This is a genomic window from Brevundimonas variabilis (genome assembly GCF_014199945.1).
GTDB classification, from domain to species: domain Bacteria; phylum Pseudomonadota; class Alphaproteobacteria; order Caulobacterales; family Caulobacteraceae; genus Brevundimonas; species Brevundimonas variabilis.
In genome coordinates this window covers 344,581-363,928 of sequence record NZ_JACHOR010000002.1, presented here as the reverse complement: position 1 = coordinate 363,928, position 19,348 = coordinate 344,581, and the positions used below count along the sequence as shown (strand labels likewise).

15 protein-coding genes are annotated in these 19,348 nt (G+C 67.5%); 1 reads left to right on the top strand and 14 read right to left on the bottom strand.

Translation table 11 applies throughout. The features are described from left to right. Positions 1-70: 70 nt before the first annotated feature. The 14 genes from GGR13_RS06410 to radC all read right to left on the bottom strand — a co-directional run bounded on the left by GGR13_RS06410 (position 71) and on the right by radC (position 18,824). On the bottom strand, positions 71-787 hold the full coding sequence (locus tag GGR13_RS06410; RefSeq protein WP_183212669.1) for a multiubiquitin domain-containing protein: 717 nt from the start codon (positions 785-787) through the stop codon (positions 71-73). A gap of 85 nt (positions 788-872) precedes the next feature. Beyond that, positions 873-4,262, bottom strand: coding sequence for an ATP-dependent helicase (locus GGR13_RS06405; RefSeq protein ID WP_183212668.1), 3,390 nt, complete (start codon positions 4,260-4,262; stop codon positions 873-875). Further along, positions 4,263-4,835, bottom strand: a complete 573-nt coding sequence (locus tag GGR13_RS06400; protein WP_183212667.1) for a hypothetical protein — start codon at positions 4,833-4,835, stop codon at positions 4,263-4,265. Continuing rightward, positions 4,832-5,632 (bottom strand): hypothetical protein, encoded by an 801-nt coding sequence (locus tag GGR13_RS06395; RefSeq protein WP_221230444.1) that lies wholly within the window; start codon positions 5,630-5,632, stop codon positions 4,832-4,834. The genes GGR13_RS06400 and GGR13_RS06395 overlap by 4 nt, the downstream gene beginning before the upstream one ends. A gap of 215 nt (positions 5,633-5,847) precedes the next feature. Beyond that, positions 5,848-7,104 (bottom strand): DUF3363 domain-containing protein, encoded by a 1,257-nt coding sequence (locus GGR13_RS06390; RefSeq protein WP_246347720.1) that lies wholly within the window; start codon positions 7,102-7,104, stop codon positions 5,848-5,850. Between the two features lie 314 nt (positions 7,105-7,418). Then, the gene (locus tag GGR13_RS06385) at positions 7,419-8,354 is read right to left on the bottom strand and encodes a DUF2493 domain-containing protein (RefSeq protein WP_183212665.1); all 936 of its coding nucleotides are present in this window, start codon (positions 8,352-8,354) and stop codon (positions 7,419-7,421) included. A 524-nt stretch (positions 8,355-8,878) separates the two neighbouring features. Beyond that, positions 8,879-9,091 (bottom strand): hypothetical protein, encoded by a 213-nt coding sequence (locus GGR13_RS06380; RefSeq protein ID WP_183212664.1) that lies wholly within the window; start codon positions 9,089-9,091, stop codon positions 8,879-8,881. Then, the gene (locus tag GGR13_RS06375; protein ID WP_183212663.1) at positions 9,091-9,567 is read right to left on the bottom strand and encodes a GcrA family cell cycle regulator; all 477 of its coding nucleotides are present in this window, start codon (positions 9,565-9,567) and stop codon (positions 9,091-9,093) included. The genes GGR13_RS06380 and GGR13_RS06375 overlap by 1 nt, the downstream gene beginning before the upstream one ends. Positions 9,568-9,706: 139 nt before the next feature. Beyond that, positions 9,707-10,135: a single-stranded DNA-binding protein gene (locus tag GGR13_RS06370; protein ID WP_183212662.1), complete on the bottom strand. Its 429-nt coding sequence runs from the start codon at positions 10,133-10,135 to the stop codon at positions 9,707-9,709. Positions 10,136-10,171: 36 nt separating this feature from the next. After that, on the bottom strand, positions 10,172-10,537 hold the full coding sequence (locus tag GGR13_RS06365) for a single-stranded DNA-binding protein (RefSeq protein WP_183212661.1): 366 nt from the start codon (positions 10,535-10,537) through the stop codon (positions 10,172-10,174). Positions 10,538-10,656: 119 nt separating this feature from the next. Further along, complete coding sequence (locus GGR13_RS06360; RefSeq protein ID WP_183212660.1) at positions 10,657-14,919, bottom strand: strawberry notch-like NTP hydrolase domain-containing protein; 4,263 nt, start codon at positions 14,917-14,919, stop codon at positions 10,657-10,659. A 164-nt stretch (positions 14,920-15,083) separates the two neighbouring features. Continuing rightward, entirely contained in the window at positions 15,084-17,159 is a 2,076-nt protein-coding gene (locus GGR13_RS06355) for a ParB/RepB/Spo0J family partition protein (RefSeq protein WP_183212659.1), read from the bottom strand. Between the two features lie 49 nt (positions 17,160-17,208). Then, positions 17,209-18,129, bottom strand: a complete 921-nt coding sequence (locus GGR13_RS06350; protein ID WP_183212658.1) for a toprim domain-containing protein — start codon at positions 18,127-18,129, stop codon at positions 17,209-17,211. Next, positions 18,126-18,824, bottom strand: a complete 699-nt coding sequence (gene radC / locus GGR13_RS06345; RefSeq protein WP_183212657.1) for a RadC family protein — start codon at positions 18,822-18,824, stop codon at positions 18,126-18,128. The genes GGR13_RS06350 and radC overlap by 4 nt, the downstream gene beginning before the upstream one ends. Positions 18,825-18,969: 145 nt before the next feature. Here radC and GGR13_RS06340 point away from each other — a divergent pair, with 145 nt between their 5' ends. Then, positions 18,970-19,302 carry a hypothetical protein gene (locus tag GGR13_RS06340; RefSeq protein ID WP_183212656.1) on the top strand — a complete coding sequence of 111 codons (333 nt, stop codon included), beginning with the start codon at positions 18,970-18,972 and terminating at the stop codon, positions 19,300-19,302. Positions 19,303-19,348: the final 46 nt, after the last annotated feature.

Sequence of the window (19,348 nt, the reverse complement as noted above, 5' to 3'; positions counted from 1 at the left end):
TCCGCCTCCGCAGGACCGGAGGTGATCGAACGTTTGCCCAATGACCGCCGAGGGAACCTGGAGCTTCATCTCAGCCCCCCTGAACGACGCGGGGGCGCAGGATCAGGCGCGAGCCTTCGGAGAGACCCGCTTGGGCGACCGTCTGGCCCAGCGAGAGCTCGGCACCGCCCTCGTTGAACAGGACCGGACCGCCGGTCGGATTGCCGAAGGCAGCCAAGGCCCGGTCCAAGACCGTCTGCAGCGACTCCTCCGGGCGGACCCGCTGCGGCGACGGAGCACCGTTGTACAAGACCACAATCCCGAAGCCCGGCTTGACACGGGGAGCCAAGAAGAAGCGCTCGATTCCCGGCTCGTCGAGGTTGACGACATCGCCCGGGCGGATGCGGCGGTTCTCGGCGCCGCGGGCCTGCAGGAAGAGGTCGGTCTCCTCGGGGTCTGCCTCAGCCAACCCGTAAAGGATGCGGCCGCTGATGACCGGCTTGCCCCAGCGCATGTCGCTGGACTCGATCGCCAGCTTGTAGTCCCGGTCGGTCTGGAAGCCGATGAAGCGCTCCTCGCCGCGCGGGCGAATGTCGATCGTCTCATCCAGGCGGATGTCTTCGAACTCGCCATCCGACAGGATCACGAAGAGGCTGTAGGCCTCAGCCGTGCGCCCGACGCCGGTGTTGAGGATCTGGCGGCCGGTGGGAACCGGATCCGACAGGGTGAGGGGGCGGAAGTTCAGGTCGCCGTCGGCGAACTGGATGATATGGGCGCCGGCGGGCCGGCTCTCGTTCGGGGAGGTCACTGGTCTCAAACTCCATGGCCGAAGGCGAAGTGCCGGGCTCTGGAGTTCAAACCGCCGCTATTTTGGGGAACCGGTAATTCCGCCGTCAGATTTTTAGCGACCCCGGCGGAATCGGTCCGCAGACAAAGAAGGCAGGGCAATTCGGACAGGTGAACGCCGACTCCTTGGTGGGGAACCGTCCGTCCAGGATCTCGGCCACAAAACCGTTGATCGCGTCCCGGCGCTTCCCAGCGTCTTTGGGGGCCAAGGGCGCGACCTGTTCGATCCGGCCGTCCCCAAGATAAACGACCTCCATCGCCGCCCCGGGCGAAACGGCGTCGATCACCAGCGGGAAGACGGCTTCTGTCTTCGCAGCCGCACTCGTTTTGGAGAAGTGGCCCGTCCGGACCCGGCGATAGATCGGGCCGTCCGTACTTTCGAGGACCTCGTCTGGCCGAATGTAGACGTCAGCGCGGTCGAGCGCCGCCACGAGGCGGTCGCCCGGGTCACCTGGCCGCCCCTTTCGACTCTCGATGAACGCGCCGACCAAGCCTGCGGCGACTTGGCGATAGTCGGCGCCGTACTCGTCTTCGGACAGGCTGCTGTCCCGCCAGGCGGCCTCGAGAAGCGCCTCGGCTTGGCCCGGGCCATCGTCTCGGATGAGCCCGGCAAGCACGTCCCGCACGATGTCGTGCATAGTAACGAAGGACGGTCTCGCTCCGCTGCTTCCGCCGATCGCCAGCAGGACGCTATAGAGAAACCGTCGTGGGCATTTCTCGTAAAGACCGAGCTCGTGCAGGGCGAACGTGGGCCGTTCGACGGTATTGACGGTGACCGGCTGATCCTCGGGACGCTGGTCCGGTAGGACCGCCTCTGGAAGAATCTGCTCGGGCGTTCGGGTGGCCCGGCCGACGAAGGCCGACACGCCGCGATCGGAAGCCTTCCGGCTCGCCGACGCTTTGGTCTTGCGCGCCGAATAGATGAGCAGTCGGTCCCGCGCTCGGGAGAGCGCCACGTAGAATAGACACTCCTGCTCATCGTCGTGCGCGGTCTCAAGCAGAGCCCTGACCGGCGCGTTCACGCGCCCGATCAGACCATCCGGAGGCGAGCAGAGCTTTGGGATGAAGGTGCGAGGCAAGGCGTTGTGGTTCAGGCCCGGCAGATGAACGACGGGGAACTCCAGCCCTTTGCTTCCATGCATAGTCATCAGCCGGACCGCGTCGATGCCTTGAGCCGCGGCCGGCAACTGGCGCAGGTCGCGATCGTCCGCGAGAGAAACCAGGCGCCGGATGCGATCAAACAGTCGGCGCACGGGACCGTTCGGCCCGCCGCCGGGTTGGACGCGGACGAAGTTCATAAACTGCCAGATGGCGACGCCCCGGGCCTCAATCCCCGGTTCTCCCGAGGTCGCGATGTGGGCGACAAGGCGGGATCGGTCGAGCAGGATGGTCGCCAGGATCGTCCACGGGTGATCCCCAGCGGTGAAGCCCGCGAGCGCCGCACGGAGACGATCCAAGGCTACGTGGCCGTCCGCAGAGACCCCGGCAGTCGCGGGCCCCCAATCCATCGGGGCCCGGTTCATGGTCCGTAGCGCCCTCGTGACCAACTGGACGTCCGACAGCGAGAGCCCTTCCGACAAGGGCGTCGCGCGGACCAAGCCCATCGCCCGCGGATCCGTCAGGAGGCTGAGCCAGGAGAGCAGGTCCTGGACCTCGGGACGCTCGAAGAGGCTGCCGAGATAGAGCACCGGGATGCCTCGGCGCTCCAGTTCCGAACCCAACCGGGCCAGACGGTCGTTTCCGGAGCACAGGATGGATTGATCCCGAAAGGCAAAGCCCGCTTCTATGTGCTCGCGAATGGCGTCGGCGAGGGCCGCCGCCTCGCCGTCGTTGTCCAGAAATCGACGATGCTCGACGGCATGGCCTGATGGACCGCGGTTGGCGCGTAGCTGGGTCGGACGGTTGGCGCCGGCGGACATATCGGTCGCAAATGCCGAGAAAGCCTCGACGATTTCCTCGCTCGACCGGTAGTTCACGTCGAGGGGAAGGCGTGTTCCCCCTCCAAAGTCTTCAGTCCCGAAGCGATCGACGTTGAACGGCGAGGCACCGCGGAAGCGGTAGATCGATTGTCGTACGTCGCCCACCACCCATAGGTTCTGACCCGTTGGGCTAAGCCGCTTCAGCAACTCCACGCTGGCGTGGTTCACGTCCTGATACTCATCGACAAGGATGTGGCGGTACCGGGTCCGAAGTTCCGCCTCGATCGCGGGATTCTCGCGCAACAGATCGACGGGCTGAGTGATCAGGTCGCCGAAATCGATCGCACGCCTATCGCGTTTGATTTGCTGATAACGCTCGTACACTCGGGCGACCTCAGCGGCCTTCTCCGAAGCCGTCCGCCGTTCCGCATCGTCTCCGGCGGAAGCTCCCATCGCCTCAGCCAAAGCCAGATACTCAGCCGGATCGACGAGTTCGTCCTGAGCCCGGGAAATGGCGGCCAGGATGTCGGACAATTTGGATGCCGGGTTCCGGATATCCTTGTAGTGCCGAAGGTCTAGCCGGGTCGATTCAGGCTCCAGCAGCTCAATAGCCTCGACGCGATCCATCAGTCGGGGCTCTCTGTCGAAACCCAGGGTCTCGAAGTGCCTTTGGACGAGATCTCGCCCAAAGGCGTGGAAAGTGCCGATCCACATGGCCGCTGCCGCGGCGGGGTTTCGCGCCGCGATCCGGTCGGACAGCTCGCCAGCGGCCTTGTTCGAAAAGGTCAGGACTAGAAAGCTCCGCGGATCCACGCCTTCGTCCAGAAGGTCCGCGATCCGCTTGACTAAAGTCTGTGTCTTGCCGGTTCCGGGACCGGCCTCGACGAGCGCGGGTCCGCCCCTGTGTCCGGCGGCGGCGGTCTGAGACGGGTCTGGCTGGACTGGCGGCCGCTTGAGGACATCCGGCTCCGGGCAGATCGGCGGAAGAAGCAGGGCATCCAGAAGTTGCTGGGCCACCAGCGCGAACGGCGTCCCGAGCTTTTCTGCGATCCTGGTGGCCGTCCAGCCCTCGTCGACGTGCAGTCTGCGCGCGACCGGCCGGGGGAGAATGAGTTCCCGCGCAAACAGGTCCATCTGGATTTCGCGACGCTGCCGGCGGCTATAGTCGACGACGCGTTCTTCACCGACCGGCGCTTGTTCGGCGGGTCTGAGTGGGTCGATCTCACAGGCGCTGACAGGTTCTCCGTCGCCGAGAAGCGCGTGGCCGAGTTCGTGGGCGACATAAACCGCCTTCTCGAAGGCGGACCCGACCTGGGTGTGGACGATGCATCGGGCGTCCGGATCGAGTCGCGCCAAGGCGCCGTCCAGCATGGAGTCGGGCACCGGATAGACCGTGAAACCATGGGCGCCGGCCTGGGCCACGACGAACGCGTAGGGCGTCCAGCAATCATCGCCGCGCTTGACGCCATCCTCGTGAACACTCGCCGCTTTCTGCCGGGCGAGCTCTATGGCGTCCATCTAGTCGGACCCGTCGAGCAGGCGGCGCTGCTCGTCCTCGGAGAGGCCGAGGTCACGAAGGAAGGCGGCGTAGTCGAGCTTTTCGTCAGCAACCTGGGGCGCTTTGATCGACTTGTATGCGGCCCCCTTCGCCAAGCCGCCCGGTTGCTGGAGGTAGTCCTCGATCGCTCCCCGGGTCGTCTCCAAGCAGGTCGCAATTGTGTTCAGCAGCTTCGACGGTAAGGTTTCCAGTTCAAAGCGGCGATCGCGCAGATTCATAAAGATCGGCATGGGCGCGCCAACTTTGCTCTGCATCTTGCCAAGCACAGCGGCGGTCCAGTCCGCGATCGTCACGGCCTTCTTGGCGGACGCCTGAATGGTAGCCCACCCCTTGGCGATGAGCTCATCTTCATCCGGCGCTGGCGGAGCACTTTGGCTGACCTCGCTGAAGGCGATCTCGTGCGCGAGGTCGAGCAAAGCTTCTGCGTGCTTTGGGTGGCGTTCCAGATAAACGGCCAGCGTCCGACTGTCGGTCGAGACTTCGAGCAGGAAGGCGTCGATGACTTCCTCCTCCGTTAAATCGGAGCGAGTCATGTCAACGCCCCGAGGCCCAGTTTATCCTGGATCATCTGAATGGCTCGGTCTCTCCGGGTCCGCGCGGTTTTCGGCGTGCAGCCGACAAGCCTACTGATCGACGCCGCATCAGCATCGCTCGCCTCGATCGGAATGTTGTTCATCGTCATGGTTGCTACTCTGCGATATTTGTCAGGCAGAGTGTCAATCACCGCCAGAACGCTTTTCCGGTAATCTGATACGTCAGTTTTGGTCGTATCTCCCGCGTCCGCCAGTCGCGCCGCCGCGGCTTCGACCTCCGGCGAGGCCATCGGGCCGTTCTCAAGCGGGTTCAGCACCTCCTCGCGATCCAAGTGACGAAATACAGCCTTGCGCGCGGAGAGCCTGTCCTTGGCCGCAGCCAGTCCAAACTTTACCTCATAGATGTCGAGCCGATCATCACCATGGGTCCGGTCCGTCAGAACTTTCTCCACAAAACGCTCAGAGGCGTGCTGGCGAACACCATCAAGAGCGCCATCTGTGTGCGTCACTCCCCCGACCTGGCGATCAGCCGGCCTGAAGAACGCCAAGTATCGTCTCATGACGAGGTCGTAGAGAATGCGAAACCGCCCGTCGTGGTTGGAACGAGCTTCTTCGCGAAGGAAGTAGACAAGTGTCTCTGGGCGAACGGTCAAACCGGATGGCGACGTCGGCGCGAGCTTTTCCATTCGCTCTTCGATACCGAGCGAAAGCAGCCCCAAGATTTCGGTCTCGACCTCCTGGGGGCGATAGTACGGCTTTCCCGCCGTCGTGCGTGTAAGCGGTCGGATCAGAATCACTCCCTCCAGAAGCGAGACAGTATCATCTCCCCGGACAAACTAAAGGTTGCGCAACAGAGGTTGCGGCGCGGCTGCAGAAGGAAAGGGCGTCGTACCTCCCGAGCTAGCAGGTGCGAGAAATCGGGCCCGGAACTCACCTGCACCAAAGCGGACCTTCCCAAGGTCAGAGAAGAGTCTCTTTGAGACGTCCAATACCCGTTCTCCAACGCGCAAACCTACCTGGACAGTTCGCTTCCTCGTGCTGTGTCGATCGCTGCCAAGCCACCCCCTAATGGCACCAGGCTCAGCGTCTTTCCCACCGCTAGTCCGTTCGTACCCACTCGCGTCCTGGCATAATGCTCGACCCCTTCGGCATCCCGGACGACCACAAACGGCACCGCAGCCGCCTCATCGTGAAACCCCGTCTTCACGACCACTCCCCGCACGACATCCTTGGCGAACACCCGAACCTCCTTCGCCCCCTCCAGCCGACGCTGGTTCAGAGCCCGGATGATATGGCGCCTCGCCTGAAGGGTCCGAAGCCTGGTCTCCATCTCTCCATCGAGCCGATACCGATGCCCCGTTCGTGTCGCGAGACCCAGCCGCTCCAGATGACGCAGCCGACCGCGCGTCAGGGCCGCCCAGGCATCGGTCGATCCCACCCCGTCGTCGACCATCCCCTCCCCGTCCGCCGCGCCCAGCAGCCGCCTGTCGAACCCGGTGAACCGATCCGCCTCCGTCTCCTTCCATATCCGGCGCTCGGCTTCGACCCGCGACAGGTCGCCCAGCCGCTCCTGCGCCACCTCCTGGGCCCGCCCGCGAAACCCGTAGCCGATGTAGTCGCGCGGGATGACCAGGTCCCTCCCGTCCCCCCGCCGGCCCCGCACCAGCACATGGGCGTGCGGCTGGTCGGTGTCATAGTGGCAGGTCCCAATCCATTTCAGATCCGGCTCTCCGAGGTCGGCTGAGACCCGTCCCATGACGTCGCGAACATACCCCTTCAGATCCGCGATCCGGTCGCCGTGCTCCGGCGAGATGATGAACCGGAAATGATGCCGGTCCTCACCCCAGCCGTCCGTCTCGATCGCCGCCGCAACCCCGTCGACCTCACGATCGAAAAACTCGGGCCGCGCCCCTTCCACGCCCGCACCGGCCCGCCCGAGATAGGCCACATGTTTGGCCAGAGTCGCCGCCCGTTCGAGGCCCTTGCCCATGTGGCGCGACACCAGTGCCTTGACGATCACCCGCTGCCGAACGTCCAGACGGAAGGGTCGTCCCGAACGGCGCTGAGCCGCCCTGAGCACGCCTGAACGGTCGCCGAGCGCGAACAGCCGCGAGCTCGCCAGGCGCTGGAACATGCACGTCCGAACAGCGACCTTGTCGGTCTTGAGCGACAAGGGAAGCCTCACAGAGATCGTGGATGGATTCTGGCTGGTCTCGGCCGAAACCCGGGACTGGATCGCCTCTCGAAGCAGCATGTCTGACGCCTTCATCGCTCTCGCCGCCAGGATCGCCTCGACAACTCAATCCAAGTCGTCGCCTCGCTCCCGACCGGCCGCTAACCCACTGACAGGATACGGGAACCGGAGACGCCAGAAACCCTCTTTTATCTTGCCCTCCAGCCCTTTTCGTGGATTTCCAGACATGCCCGCCAAACCCGCGCGCATCCGATCAATGGTCATCAACACGGGCCCGATCGAGCCAGCCGCCCCCGATCCCAGTGGACCGAAACGGCTGGTGCCTCCGGCCAACAAACAAAAACCCGCCCGGCCGAAGCCGAGCGGGTCGTCGATGTCAGTCTCAATGTTCAGGCGGCCTTCGCCCTGATGGGCACATGCCGCAGTCCGGATTCGATCGCCTTCTGACCGAAGCTGGCGGCGGGTCCGAACGGTCGCTGATCCTCCGACCTCGCCCGGTCCACCGAATGCACCAGGGTCAGGCAGCAGGCGGGCTCGAGCGCGATCAGCTCGTCGTTCGCCCTGAAAGGAGCGGCCTTGCCGTGAGTGTCGAAGTCCGCCCGGGCGAGGATCAGCTTCACCCCCTTCTGCCCGGCCCATTTGATCGCCAGCTTCTCGGAGCCCTTCGCCCCGGTCGTCGCAAGCGCCATGTCCGGCCACTGCTCCAGGGCCCAATTCAGGGCGTCGAAGATACGTCCTGCATCGCCTTGCGTGTCCGCTGTCGGAGCCCCCCGGAAGGCGACGATCGGACCGTTCGGATCGGCTTCTCCGTCCCGCTGTTTCCGGATCGCCCGGATCGCTTGTTTCGCTTCCAGCTGTGCGGCGGTCAGATGCGTGCCGCGCCGCGATCCCCGCCAAGCGGTCCAGACCTCGCCGGTCGCGACCGTCCAGGTTTGCGCTGCCGCGTCCCGGATGAGCTCGGTCGCCTGGGTCGCCACGTCTCCGGACCGGGCCCTGGCCGTGGCCTCCTGAAGCTCGGTGTCCGCTGCCTCCGACCCATCGAAGTCCCGGTCGAGCGAGCGCATCGTATCCCTCGCCCGGTCCGCATCCCGTTCGATCCGGGTTGCGATCGAGTGGAAGGCACCGATCAGCCCCTCCCCCAGGATGGTCTGGTAATCCTCCAGGGCGGTGTCCGCGATCACGTCCAGCAGCTCGGTCATGAGGGCGCGCCCCAGCTGAATCAGGGCGTCCTCGGTCGGGTGCGGACGCGGGTCGCCGAGCGACGCGGCCAGGTCGTCGAAGGCGGAGTCGGATTTGGCGGAGAAGGGGGATGAGAAGGTTTGCATCGGGTCATTCCATGTTCTGAAACGTCGAAGCGCCCCATGCGCAACGACCCCGGTTTTGGCCACGGCGGGGTCCCCGGAAGTCACCGGAGCGGAGGGCCGCTTGCCCGACGTGGAGGGGAACGGCGCAGCCGTTGACGTCCGGGGTGCCGTGACAAAATCGGAGGGCGTTGTGTGGGGGCAAGTCCTCGCTCCCCTTCGGAGCGAGGACACCGTTCGGCGCCGTCGCGCCGAGACCAACAGCGGGGCATCGATTTTCGGTTCGACCGTCGGCGGCCGCGCCGCCGACGCCACACCGGCGCCTGAACGGCCAGACTTCGTCTTCAAGCTGACCGATCGCCCTGCGTACCTGGCCGAGGCACCACCGCATTTCGGTCGGCTGATCAGCCTCCGTTCTCCTGCTCTGATGAAGAGCCTCCCGACACGCGCGCAGCGCCACAAAAGAAAAACGGCGATCCAATCTGGATCGCCGTGGTTCGCGCATTTCTCAGGCAGCCCATCGACGGGCGTCCGCTTCCGAGATTCGATCAAAGTCCAAGGTCGTCCGGCCAGCTGTGCCGATAAGCCGGTGCCCATTCCGCGGCACCACCCTGCCAACCGCGCTGCCAGTCCGCTCGATCATGGTCCTCAAAGCGAGGCGGGCAGGTCTCGAAGGCGAGACCGACGTGATGGGCCGCCCGACCCTGAGCATAGATCGCTGTCAGGGCCCTGAGGCCCTGGTTCGTGCGGGGATCTGTCATCACGCCAGCCCCGCGAGCGCCATCAGTGCCTGCGGTCCACCCGGCGGCGGTCGGTATCCGATTCCAGCATGGGCGCCGCAGAAGGCGCCTCGCTCAACCCGGCGTCCGCAGAGCCTGAAGTCGTGATCCTCCGGCTCGCCATAGGGCCAACGGCACTCCAGGCGTCGAACCGACAGGATCGTGGTGAGCCCCTCAGCGGGAACGTCGAACCCAGGGTGTTCGACGGGTGCGGGACATGGCGGTTCCGCCGTCGGCTTCGGGGCGGATCGCGTCGATCTCTTTGAGACCGGGGTCTTGATGACCGGCGTGGCACCATGTCCACCGGCCGACAGGCCGAGGCGATGGACCTTCCCGAGCACCGCGTTTCGGCTGATCCCCGAGCCAAGGTCCAGAGAGATGGCCTCAGCCGTCCGGCCCTCGCGCCACAGGGTTTTCAATCGGTCGATCCTGTCGTCTGTCCAGGGTGAGGCGGTCATAGGTCTGTCTCCGGCTGATCGAGCCTGGTCGGCTCGCCCCGATCCGCCCTCCCTCCGCCTTCGCGCCCGGACCACACGCAGACACGGCCCGGCGCGCAAGCGCCGGGCCGTGTCTGGCCTGCCTGGCCGATCTCGATGATCAGAACGGGATGTCGTCGTTCAGATCGTAGCCGCTGGCGGGCTCCCGGACCTGCCGGTCCACAGGCCCATCACCGGCTTCGTCTTCGGTCGTCCGTTCGCGGCGGTTCTTCAGCCGGATGTCGGCCACCACGACCCGCAGGTCGTAGTGCTCGACCCCGTTCTTGCCGGTCCAGCTGTCATTCTCGACATGGCCCTGAATCACGACGCGACCACCTTTCCGGGCGAAGGCCTCGATGTATTTCTCGGTCGTGGCCTCGCTGAAGCAGATGCAGTTGAAGCCGGTGGTGCGCTCGCCGGGGGTGCCGTCGGCGCGGCGGAAGCGGGTGGTCTCCAGAACGCGAAAGCTCGCGCGCTTCTTGCCCGTGGCCTGCGCGGACAGGATGGAGGGGTCGGCGGCCAGATAGCCTTCCAGGACGAGGGTCTGCATGGTCGGTCTCCTTGTGATGAGATGAGGTTGAAGAGGTCAGGCTGCGGCGCGGTCGGACGCGTCCTGGGTCGGGGTCACCGCGTCGCGATCTTCGGCCCAATCCAGGACGGTCAGCCGGTTGATCACCAGCTCCTTGGCGGTCCGTTCGGTGCCGTCGCGGGCGGTATAGGCGGTGTCGATGAAGGCCCCGACGACCACGGCCTCGCAGCCCTGGGCCAGCCCGCGCGCGACGACCTTCTCGTTGAGGCCCTTGGACCAGCTCACGCAGTTGACGCCGACGAGCCGGTCCTTGCCGGTTCCATCCACGCCGCGTTTCTCGATCAGCCGGAACACCGCCTTGGCGAAGTCCTCGCTGATCTGGGGGTCGGCCGCCAGCCGGCCGGTGAACACCATGGTCTGCATGTCCGTCTCCTGTGGATCCGAAGCGCCGGAGAGCCGATCTCCCCGTTCCGCTTCACCCGGAACCTCCCTTCCTCCCGACCTCCTTCGACCGGACGGGGATTTAGCCCCGCCCGGCCCGTTCAGGCCGCCGCGCCGTCGAGGACGGTCTGGACGGGATGGCGACGGAGCACGGCCTCCATGATCTCCGGGCGATCGACCGGCACGAACACACGCGGCGCCCAGGCGATGATCTCGACGAAGCAGCCGAGCGCGACCAGGGCGTCGCGGTCAGTCCGTCCGCCGACCACCTCGATCCGCCAGCGGTCCATGACCCGCGCCCGCTTCAGCCACAGGCCGCCGTCCAGCGAGAGCTGGACATTCCGGTCCAGCAGGGTGGCGACGGTCTTGGCCCCGTCCCCCCAGCCCGCACCGATGTCGGTCAGGCCGAGGGCCGTCTTCAGCGTCCGGACCTGGGTCTCGTCCAGTACGCGTCCGAGCCAGCGGCGACCATCCGGCGCGCGCACCCGCCGAACCGAACAGCCGCGCGCGGGCAGCTTGCCCCAGATCGGCAGCAGCAGCCCGGTCGCGAGCGACAGGTCGCGCGCACGCCACGGGTCGGTCTCGGCGACCTCCGCATCCCAGACCGCGCGCCAGTCGGCCGGCTCGGCCGGCTTCCAGGCGGATTCGACGAAGGCCTTCTCGGGCATCGTCTGTCGCGCGTCGGGCCGGACGAGCCGCACGGCGGCGACGAGCCGGTCTTCGTCCGTCGCCGTGGTCAGGCCCAGTTCGGCGATGGCGGCGCGACCGGACTTCTCGTTGACGACCAGGGAATGCGCGACAGTCTGACTCCAGGCCAGGGCATCATCCGAGGTCAGGAGCTCGCGACGGACCTTGAGCCTGAAGGTCACCAGCGCCGTTTCGGCACCGGTCGAGACATCGGTCCGGATCGTCTCCTGGTCCAGCACCTCCAGCTCTTCGGCCTCGATGTCCTCCAGGCCCCGGTCCAGGTCCCCGGACGCGGCGGCCCGTTCGAGGATGCCCGACAGGATGCGGTCGAAGTCCTCGAACAGCGCGTTCTGATCGGCGATCCGCAGCGCCAGCAGACGGTTCAGGAAGGTATGGATCGGCGGGAGGTCGTCGGACGGTTTCATCCCGCCGTCGGCATCGAGCAGCTTCAGGCCGGTCCTGGCCATGAAGGTCTCAAGGGTCATGGACGCCAGCTCGCCGAACATCAGCGCTCCGTAAAAGACCAGCAGGGCCCGGCGCGCCCAGGGACTTTCCAGATTGTCCTCGGCCCGGAACAGGCCGGCCCCGGCCGTGCGGCGCTCGCCGCGCGTCAGCGCGCCCAGCGAATCCAGCCGACGCGCGATGGTCGAGGTGAACCGCTTCTCGCCCTGGATGTCGGTGGTCAGGGGACGGAACAGCGGTGCGGAGGCTTGATGTGTGCGGTGGCTTCGTCCCAGACCCTGAATGGCCGCATCAGCCCGCCACCCCGGCTCCACGAGGTAGTGGACCCGGCGTTGCCTGTTCACCGCGGACAGGTCGGCATGATAGCTCCGGCCCGTCCCGCCCGCATCCGAGAAGATAAGGATCCGCTTGCGTCCTGCCATGAAGGCGTCGGTCTCGGCGCGGGCGGCGGACGCGCCGCGCCGCTCGACCACGCGGCGTCCGTCCCGCGCCACCACACGGCGCGACCGGCCCGTGATCTCGGCCACGGCATCGGTCCCAAAGGCGTCCAGCAGGGCGTCGAGCACGCCCGGGACGGCCGGAAGACAGGCCATCCGCTCGATCAGGGCTTCGCGACGGACCAAGGCGTCCTGGCTGACCACGGGCCGGCCGTCGTCCATGACCGGCACCATCGTCACCTCCCCGTCCTCGCCCTCGATCGCCTCCATGAGATGGACGGGAAACGCCTCGCGCAGATAGTCGAGGACATATTCGCGCGGGGTCAGGTCGATCGACAGATTGTTCCACTCCTCCGGCGGGATGGAGGCCAGACGCCGCTCCATCACCGCCTCATTGGTCGAGACGATCTGGACCACCGAGGATCGCTCATGGGCAAGATCGTCCCGGATCGCGGCGATCAGGCTGGGGGCCTTCAGGCCCGCCAGCAAATGACCGAAGAACCGCAGCTTGGCCCCCTCGAAGGCGGACTGCACGGCCCCCGCCGCCTGCGGGCTCCTTGGCTTGCCCGCGTCGTCGCTGATCCCGACCGCCTTGAGCGCCTCGGCGAGATTGCCGTGGATCAGCTGGAACGCATCGGCCCAGGCGTCCCAGATTCCGATGTCGTCTTCCGCGAGCGGGTGGACCAGCGGCTCGTACTCCACGCCCTCGAACGACAGGCTGCGGGCCACATAGAGACCGAGCGCCTTGAGCTCGCGCGCGACCAGCTCCATGGCCGCGACGCCCCCCTTGTCCATGGCGTCGAGGAAGTCGGCGCGGGACATGAAGGGCGCGTCCGGTCCACCCCAGAGCCCCAGCCGGGATGCGTAGGCGAGGTTCTCCGCCGTCGTCGCCCCGGTCGCGGAGACATAGAGCACTCGCGCGTTCGGCAGCCGGTTCTGGAGCGCCAGTCCCGCCATGCCCTGGAGCGACGCCTTCTTCGTGCCGCGCGCGCCCTTGCCGCCGCCCGCCGCATTGGCCATTGCATGGGCCTCGTCGAAGGCGATCACGCCGTCGAAGTCCTCCCCCAGCCATGCGACGATCTGGTCGAGCCGGGACGGCCGCCCTCCCCGCGCGGGTTGGCGCAGGGTGGCGTAGGTCGTGAACAGAATGCCCCGGTCGAGGCGGATGGCGTCGGCCTGCTTCCAGCGGCTCAGGGGCACGATGTCGTGGGCACCACCGCCGATCGCCGCCCAGTCGCGTCGCGCGTCTTCCAAGAGCGCGTCGTTGCGCGACAGCCAGACGGCCCGCACTCGGCCCTGGGCCATGTTGTCGGCGATGATGGCCGCGATCTGGCGACCCTTGCCGCAGCCCGTGCCGTCGCCAAGGAAGAACCCCCGACGCAGCCGCACGGCCTCCGCCCGATCCTCGGGCACGAGGACCAGCTGGTGTGGAGCCTGATCCGGCAACCAGGCTCCCGGTAGAAGCGCGCCGTGCGCCTCCCCGGCGTAGATGACCGTCTCGGTCTGGGCATCGGAGATCCGTCCTTCAGCGCGAAGGGGCGCGGGCAGGACCGGACGGTAGGTCGGTGCCGGCGGCGGGACGGACGCCATGGGTCCGGACTCCACCAGGGGCGACGGATGGGGGCGTGGCTCTGCCAGATCGATCCGCGCCAGGGCGTGGGCCTGATATAGACCGACGTCTCGGCCCTCCCCGGTCCAGGCGCGGGTCCCGTAATCCAGTGCCGTCGCCCCGGCGAGGAAAGCCAGTCGGCCAGACGGCAGGGCGAGGCCGCGCGCGCGGGGCGCGAGCCAGGCCCCGGCCTCCAGCGCCAGCCGAACGCGCGGTCGCGCCGTCGGCCTTGGCGCGATGCCCGAAAGGATCAGGGCCGCCGCCGCCAGATCGTCCGGCTGTTGGATGCTTCCATCCCAGGCCTTTGCCCGTCCCCGGTCCACCACCAGGAGTCCGGTCTCCACCGACGTGCCGTGCCGGGCGAAGGCCCGAGACGGAAAGGCCATCGCGGCAACGATCGCGCCCTGCGCCTCGAGGGCTGTTCTCAGCCCGGTATCGGTCAGCGCCGTCAGGGGCACCACCGCCGCCATCCGCCCGCCGTCGGCCAGCGCCTTCAGACCGGCGATCAGATGGGTCCGTAAGTCTGAAAAGGGAGGATTGCAGACCACGACGTCGAACCGGCCCGCTTCGGCCAGCACATCCGCGAGGTGCCGCCCATCATGACGCGTCCGGGTCGCGGTTGGGAACAGGACGTCAAGCAGGGTCGCCCGGCCCGGCGCGATCTCGTTCAGGGTCAGAAGCGCCCCGCATGCCTCAGCGACCACCGCCATCAGCCCGGTCCCGGCCGAGGGCTCCAGGACGATGTCGCCGGGCCGCACCTGGGCGGCGAGGACCGCGAGCGCGGCCAGTTCCGGCGGCGTCGAGAACTGGTCCAGCGCCACCTGTTCCTCGCTGCGCCGGCTGTGGGTCAGGCCGAGCGCGGAGACCCCGGCCAGCAGCGCCGCGATCTCGGCCGGCGCATCCTCCAGTCTTCCGACCTGGGCCGACAGCCGGCGAATCTGCAGCACGGTTGCCGCCTCGATGGCATCATAGGCGTCGCGCCAGGACCAGGCCCCGTCGACATCCGACGCGCCGAAGGCCGTTATCATCACCTCCGCGACCAGACGGCGGTCCAGCGGCCGCGAGCGCGCCAACGGAATCGCCAGGGCGCGGGCGGCCGCGAGGCGGTTGGCGGGCGCGTCCGACGCCACGGGTTCGGCGAATAGGGACAGGCTGCGGATCGAGGTCATGGCGAGGGCTCCGGCCGCCTGCAGCGGAGGGCACCTCCCTCACGGTCCTTCAGGCTCGCCCTCGTTCGCCCTTCCTCCGCCTCCCAGGGGTGGCCGTGCCACGACAGAACGCCGCCCCGGCGACAGCCGAGGCGGCGTTCACACGCAACGCGATCGAAGATCGATCAGGCGGCGGCGGTCTCCAGCACCGCCTCCCCCGCAGGCGTGACGACGAAGGCTCCGGACCCGTCGCCCAGGTCGTCGTCCCGACCGTCGACCGGGAGGCCAGACCCGCCGGTGCCGGTCGCGACGGTCTCGTCCTCAGCGCTCGGATCCAGACCAGGCTCGTCGGTTCCAAGCGCCCACGACAGGCAGGAGGGCGCCCAGGCATGCGAGGCGGCCTGTTCGGCGACCCAATCGACCAGTTCGTCCTTCTTCAGCGAGCCGGCCCGGTCGTCCTCGACCTGCATCTCGACCAGCATACCCAGGAGCAGAGGCTTGGAATGAGGGCGCAGGAAGCGGACGTCGGGGGTCCAGTAGTGGGCGATGTCAGCCCCCACGAGATCGGCGACCTCCGCGGCCTCGGCCCTGGCGCGCTTGCGGATCAGGTCCGTTCGCGCCTCCCGCCCATCCAAACTGATCGCGGTCAGTTCGGCCAGGAAGGCCATCTTGTCGCCGTGCGGCAACAGGCACACCCAGGCGAGGACGGTCTGGCCGGAGGCCTGCCAGGCGGCGCGGCGCGCATCGAGCCGCTCGCGCACGACCCCGTCGAGCGTCTCGATCGCAGGGTCGGTCCGCGATCCGAACGCCGTGGCCGTGACGGTCGAAATCGAGTCGGATCGGGCGGCATTCACCCCCGCCACCAGCACCGAAAACAGGCGCGCGATCAGAACGGCGAGCGCCGCCCCGGGATCGTCCGCCAGGGCCCGGATCAGACCGCGCGTGGCGACATCGGTCCGGACGGCATGCAGGGCGTGGGTGACGCCATCGGTCTCGGGCACCGGCGCCTCGACGCGCGGAGCCTCATAATGGGACGATCGGACCGTCGGGGTCACCGCGTCCCCCTCGAAGGCGTCCGCGTCCGGATCGACTGCCGGCTCCGGTTCCGCCGGCGCGTAGCACCGCAGATCGATGCCGCAGGATGCGGCCGGCCAGACGATCACCGCCGTCACCGCGCGTCCTCCGACACCGGCCTGGTCGAGGGCGATCTTGGCCCGGATCAGGCCGACCAGAAGGTCGTCCGTCTGGTCAGTGGTGATGTCGGTGTCACGCGCCGCATCGACGGCTTCCAGATAGCGGTCCCGGGCCTCGCGCCAGGCGGCCAGTTCCTTCTCATCGAGCCCGTCGCTGCGATAACCAAGCGGCTCCAGGTCCACGGGCATCTCCGGCTCGGCCCCGGCGGTGACGTGGACATCGATCCCCTCCGCCTCGAACGTCATCGCGATGGCGCGGACGCGCGCAAGCCAGAGCGCCGACAGGGTGTCAGGATCCAGCAGCACCGCCGGCAGTTCATCGAACAGGTCGGTCTCGATGCGACCGCCCGCGGCCGCATACTGGTCGGGAGACACCAGGGCGCACCGCCGGTCGCGGATCGTGACCGTGCCCGCGCCGAGACGCTCGGTGATCCGCCACTCCTGGAAGCCGTATCCGGCCAGGGCGGCCTCGGCGAGTTCGATCTGTTCCTTGCGATTCGTGAGCCGCGTCAGGGACCGTGCCTGTTTGAGGGTCAGCCGCCCCGTCTTGAGGGCCTCCATCGCGACCGGGGGCAGTCCGGACAGGGCAGCCAGACGGCGGATCTCAATTTCCGCATAGCCGAGCGCGCGAGCGATCGTCTCGATGGTCAGCCTGGCTTTCAGCATCCGGCCGATGGCGATGATGATGTCGGCGACATGGACGGGAACAGCGGTGTTGGTCAGCAGGACGGAAGCGACCTGACGCGCCGGATCGGTCTCGACATAGACCTGGACCGGATGATCGCCGTCGATGTCGCCGGCCTCAAGCAACAGACCGAGGGCCAGGAGACGGCGACGACCGTTCAGTGCCATGAAGGCCTGTTCCTTTCGGCCGCGTCCCGGTCGGACCGTCAACCGCTCCAGCTGGCCAGCGGCGCGCAGCGTCTCGGCCAGCAGCGGGATGTCATCGTCCGGCGGTGCGTTGAAGCGCAGGTTCTCGCGCGCGATCCCAAGGTCGCGCAGGGCCACGGTGCGTTCGTCGCGCGTGACGACGACCGCAGGGGTGGTGACGGGAACGAGGTCGGTCATGGAAGATCTCCCGCCGGGCGTTCGGGCCAATCCCGGCACCCAGGCACCCTCAGCGCCCTGCCTCCTCCCTCCGGACCCGTGCCGCCGCCTCGCCCGCCTCCGCCCAGTCCGAGACCTGACCGCCGGGCTGCTCGATCCGAGCAAGGAGGCCACTTGTGATCAGCCTGTCCCGCAGGCACAGCGCGGCCTGGGACCCGACCGCACCGTTATCCGCCGCGATCAGGACAGATCTTACATTCTCGGGGGGTGTCCACCTGGCCAAGTTGGCGGCCGAACGCAGGGCCCAGCCCGGCAGGCCGAACCGAACCATCGCAGCCAGGGTCGTCACCACGCCTTCGGCCACAAGCATGTCCGGCGCGCTCGCGGCAAGCCGGACGGCGGCTCCAACCGGAACGCAGCCGACGGTCTTGCGCGACAGGTGAAGACCCGCCGCACGGCGGCCGTTCGGATCCAGATAGGTGAGTTCCACACCCGTCAGCCGGTCCTCAGCGTCGCTGATCCGGGCCATCAGGGCCGGGCGGACGTGCCGACCGGGCCGGTAGACGGAGACGGGGGCACGGGGATGTTGGCGCAGGTTCGAGGCGTCGGCGGAGGTCGGGATCGCACGCGACACCAGGTGGCGGCGGGCGATCCCACAGGCCTCCAGCGAACATCCGCCATCCCAGAGCTGCCTGGCGGTCTCCAGCCGCATCCGCCGGTCCGGCCTCGTCACTCCGGCCCCACCCTGCCCTTCGCCCTGGCCGCCGCCTGTCAGGCACCCGGCCGAATCGATGAAACCCGCCGCAGTCAGGACGTCCCTGGCACAGCGCCAGTCGGCGCCGCCGAAGCCGTGAACGATCACCCGACCGTCTGTCAGAAGCAGGGAAATCGACCGGTCGGCGGCGCTGTGGCCCGGCGCGGGGACATTGGCGCGATACCCGCCAGCATAGAGGTCGCCACCCAGCGCCTTGACGATCCGGTGCAGGGTCATGACATCAGCCCGAGCGATCGCAGACTGGCCGTGCCGGCCCGGCCGACGATCAGATGATCATGCACCGGGAGATCGAAGACCCGCGCCGCCGCCACGACCTTCTTCGTCATCTCGATGTCGGCGCGCGACGGTGACGGGTCGCCGGAGGGGTGGTTGTGGATCAGGATGATCGCAGAGGCGGACAGCTCAAGCGCCCGCCGGACGACTTCGCGTGGATAAACAGGCGCATGGTCGACTGAGCCGTCCGCGACCAGCTCGTCGCGGACCAGACGGTTGCGCCGATCCAGATAGAGGGCGCGGAACTGTTCTCTCGGCAGATGCGCCAGGGCCGTCACCGCATAGGCCCGCAGAGCCTCCCACGAGGACAGGACCGGCCGACCGCTGGCCGCGTGCCGCGCCAGGCGGGTCGCGAGTTGCCGCAGAAGCTTGAGTTCCATGATGACGGCAGGCCCCGCCCCCTGGACGCGCGCCGGTTCCGGCACATCCGCCGCAGCGATGGCGCCCAGGCTCCCGAACCGATCCATCAGGTCCGATGCAAGCGTTCGCACGGGGATGACGCCGGGCACGCGGTCCAGCACAAGGCACAGCAGTTCCAGATCTGCGAGCGACTCCAGACCCGACAGCGTCGGCTCCACCGTGCGCGGACGCGTGGGACTGGAGGACGGACAGGACGAAATGTCGGTGAGCGGTCGCATGGCGGTCTCCGGGGCCCGCTCCCCAGCGGAACGGCTGCCCCGATCGCCCTTCCTTTTCGCTCCTTTTCATGCAGGCGGCACTGCTCGCCGCCGGGCATCGCCAACGTGATTTGTAACCGACGACGACGTGTGACGTAGTGAAGGCATGACACCGCTCCGTCGCGCCCTGTCCGGTCTGTCCGCTGCTCTTATCGCGGTTCTCGGCGTGATGTTCCTGTCGACTGCGGTGATGGCCTGCGACGGCCGACCGTCGCTCAACTCTCCCGCCGCCATGGACATGTCGAGCGATCCAGGCACATGCCCTGACGCGCCGGACGTCGACTGTCAGAAGGGCTGTCGGGTCTTCTGTCACGGTCTGGTCGCCGCCCCGCCTGAGCCGTCCCGACCGACGTCGTTCATCCCGTTTCGTTACTGGACGATCGCCACTGAGCGCGAAAGCTTCCGCCACGACGCCGAAGATCCGCCCCCCCGAGGCTGAGCCCGGATCACAAGCTGAAATCTCTTCAAACTCAAGGAACAACCGA

Bases quoted from the DNA above. Each gene is read 5' to 3' on its own strand.
- GGR13_RS06360 (WP_183212660.1), bottom strand. From the start codon at position 14,919: ATGACCTCGATCCGCAGCCTGTCCCTATTCGCCGAACCCGTGGCGTCG.
- GGR13_RS06380 (WP_183212664.1), bottom strand. From the start codon at position 9,091: ATGACAGATCCCCGCACGAACCAGGGCCTCAGGGCCCTGACAGCGATC.
- GGR13_RS06350 (WP_183212658.1), bottom strand. From the start codon at position 18,129: ATGACCCTGCACCGGATCGTCAAGGCGCTGGGTGGCGACCTCTATGCT.
- GGR13_RS06405 (WP_183212668.1), bottom strand. From the start codon at position 4,262: ATGGACGCCATAGAGCTCGCCCGGCAGAAAGCGGCGAGTGTTCACGAG.
- GGR13_RS06365 (WP_183212661.1), bottom strand. From the start codon at position 10,537: ATGCAGACCATGGTGTTCACCGGCCGGCTGGCGGCCGACCCCCAGATC.
- GGR13_RS06385 (WP_183212665.1), bottom strand. From the start codon at position 8,354: ATGCAAACCTTCTCATCCCCCTTCTCCGCCAAATCCGACTCCGCCTTC.
- GGR13_RS06355 (WP_183212659.1), bottom strand. From the start codon at position 17,159: ATGACCGACCTCGTTCCCGTCACCACCCCTGCGGTCGTCGTCACGCGC.
- radC (WP_183212657.1), bottom strand. From the start codon at position 18,824: ATGCGACCGCTCACCGACATTTCGTCCTGTCCGTCCTCCAGTCCCACG.
- GGR13_RS06400 (WP_183212667.1), bottom strand. From the start codon at position 4,835: ATGACTCGCTCCGATTTAACGGAGGAGGAAGTCATCGACGCCTTCCTG.
- GGR13_RS06390 (WP_246347720.1), bottom strand. From the start codon at position 7,104: ATGAAGGCGTCAGACATGCTGCTTCGAGAGGCGATCCAGTCCCGGGTT.
- GGR13_RS06340 (WP_183212656.1), top strand. From the start codon at position 18,970: ATGACACCGCTCCGTCGCGCCCTGTCCGGTCTGTCCGCTGCTCTTATC.
- GGR13_RS06375 (WP_183212663.1), bottom strand. From the start codon at position 9,567: ATGACCGCCTCACCCTGGACAGACGACAGGATCGACCGATTGAAAACC.
- GGR13_RS06370 (WP_183212662.1), bottom strand. From the start codon at position 10,135: ATGCAGACCCTCGTCCTGGAAGGCTATCTGGCCGCCGACCCCTCCATC.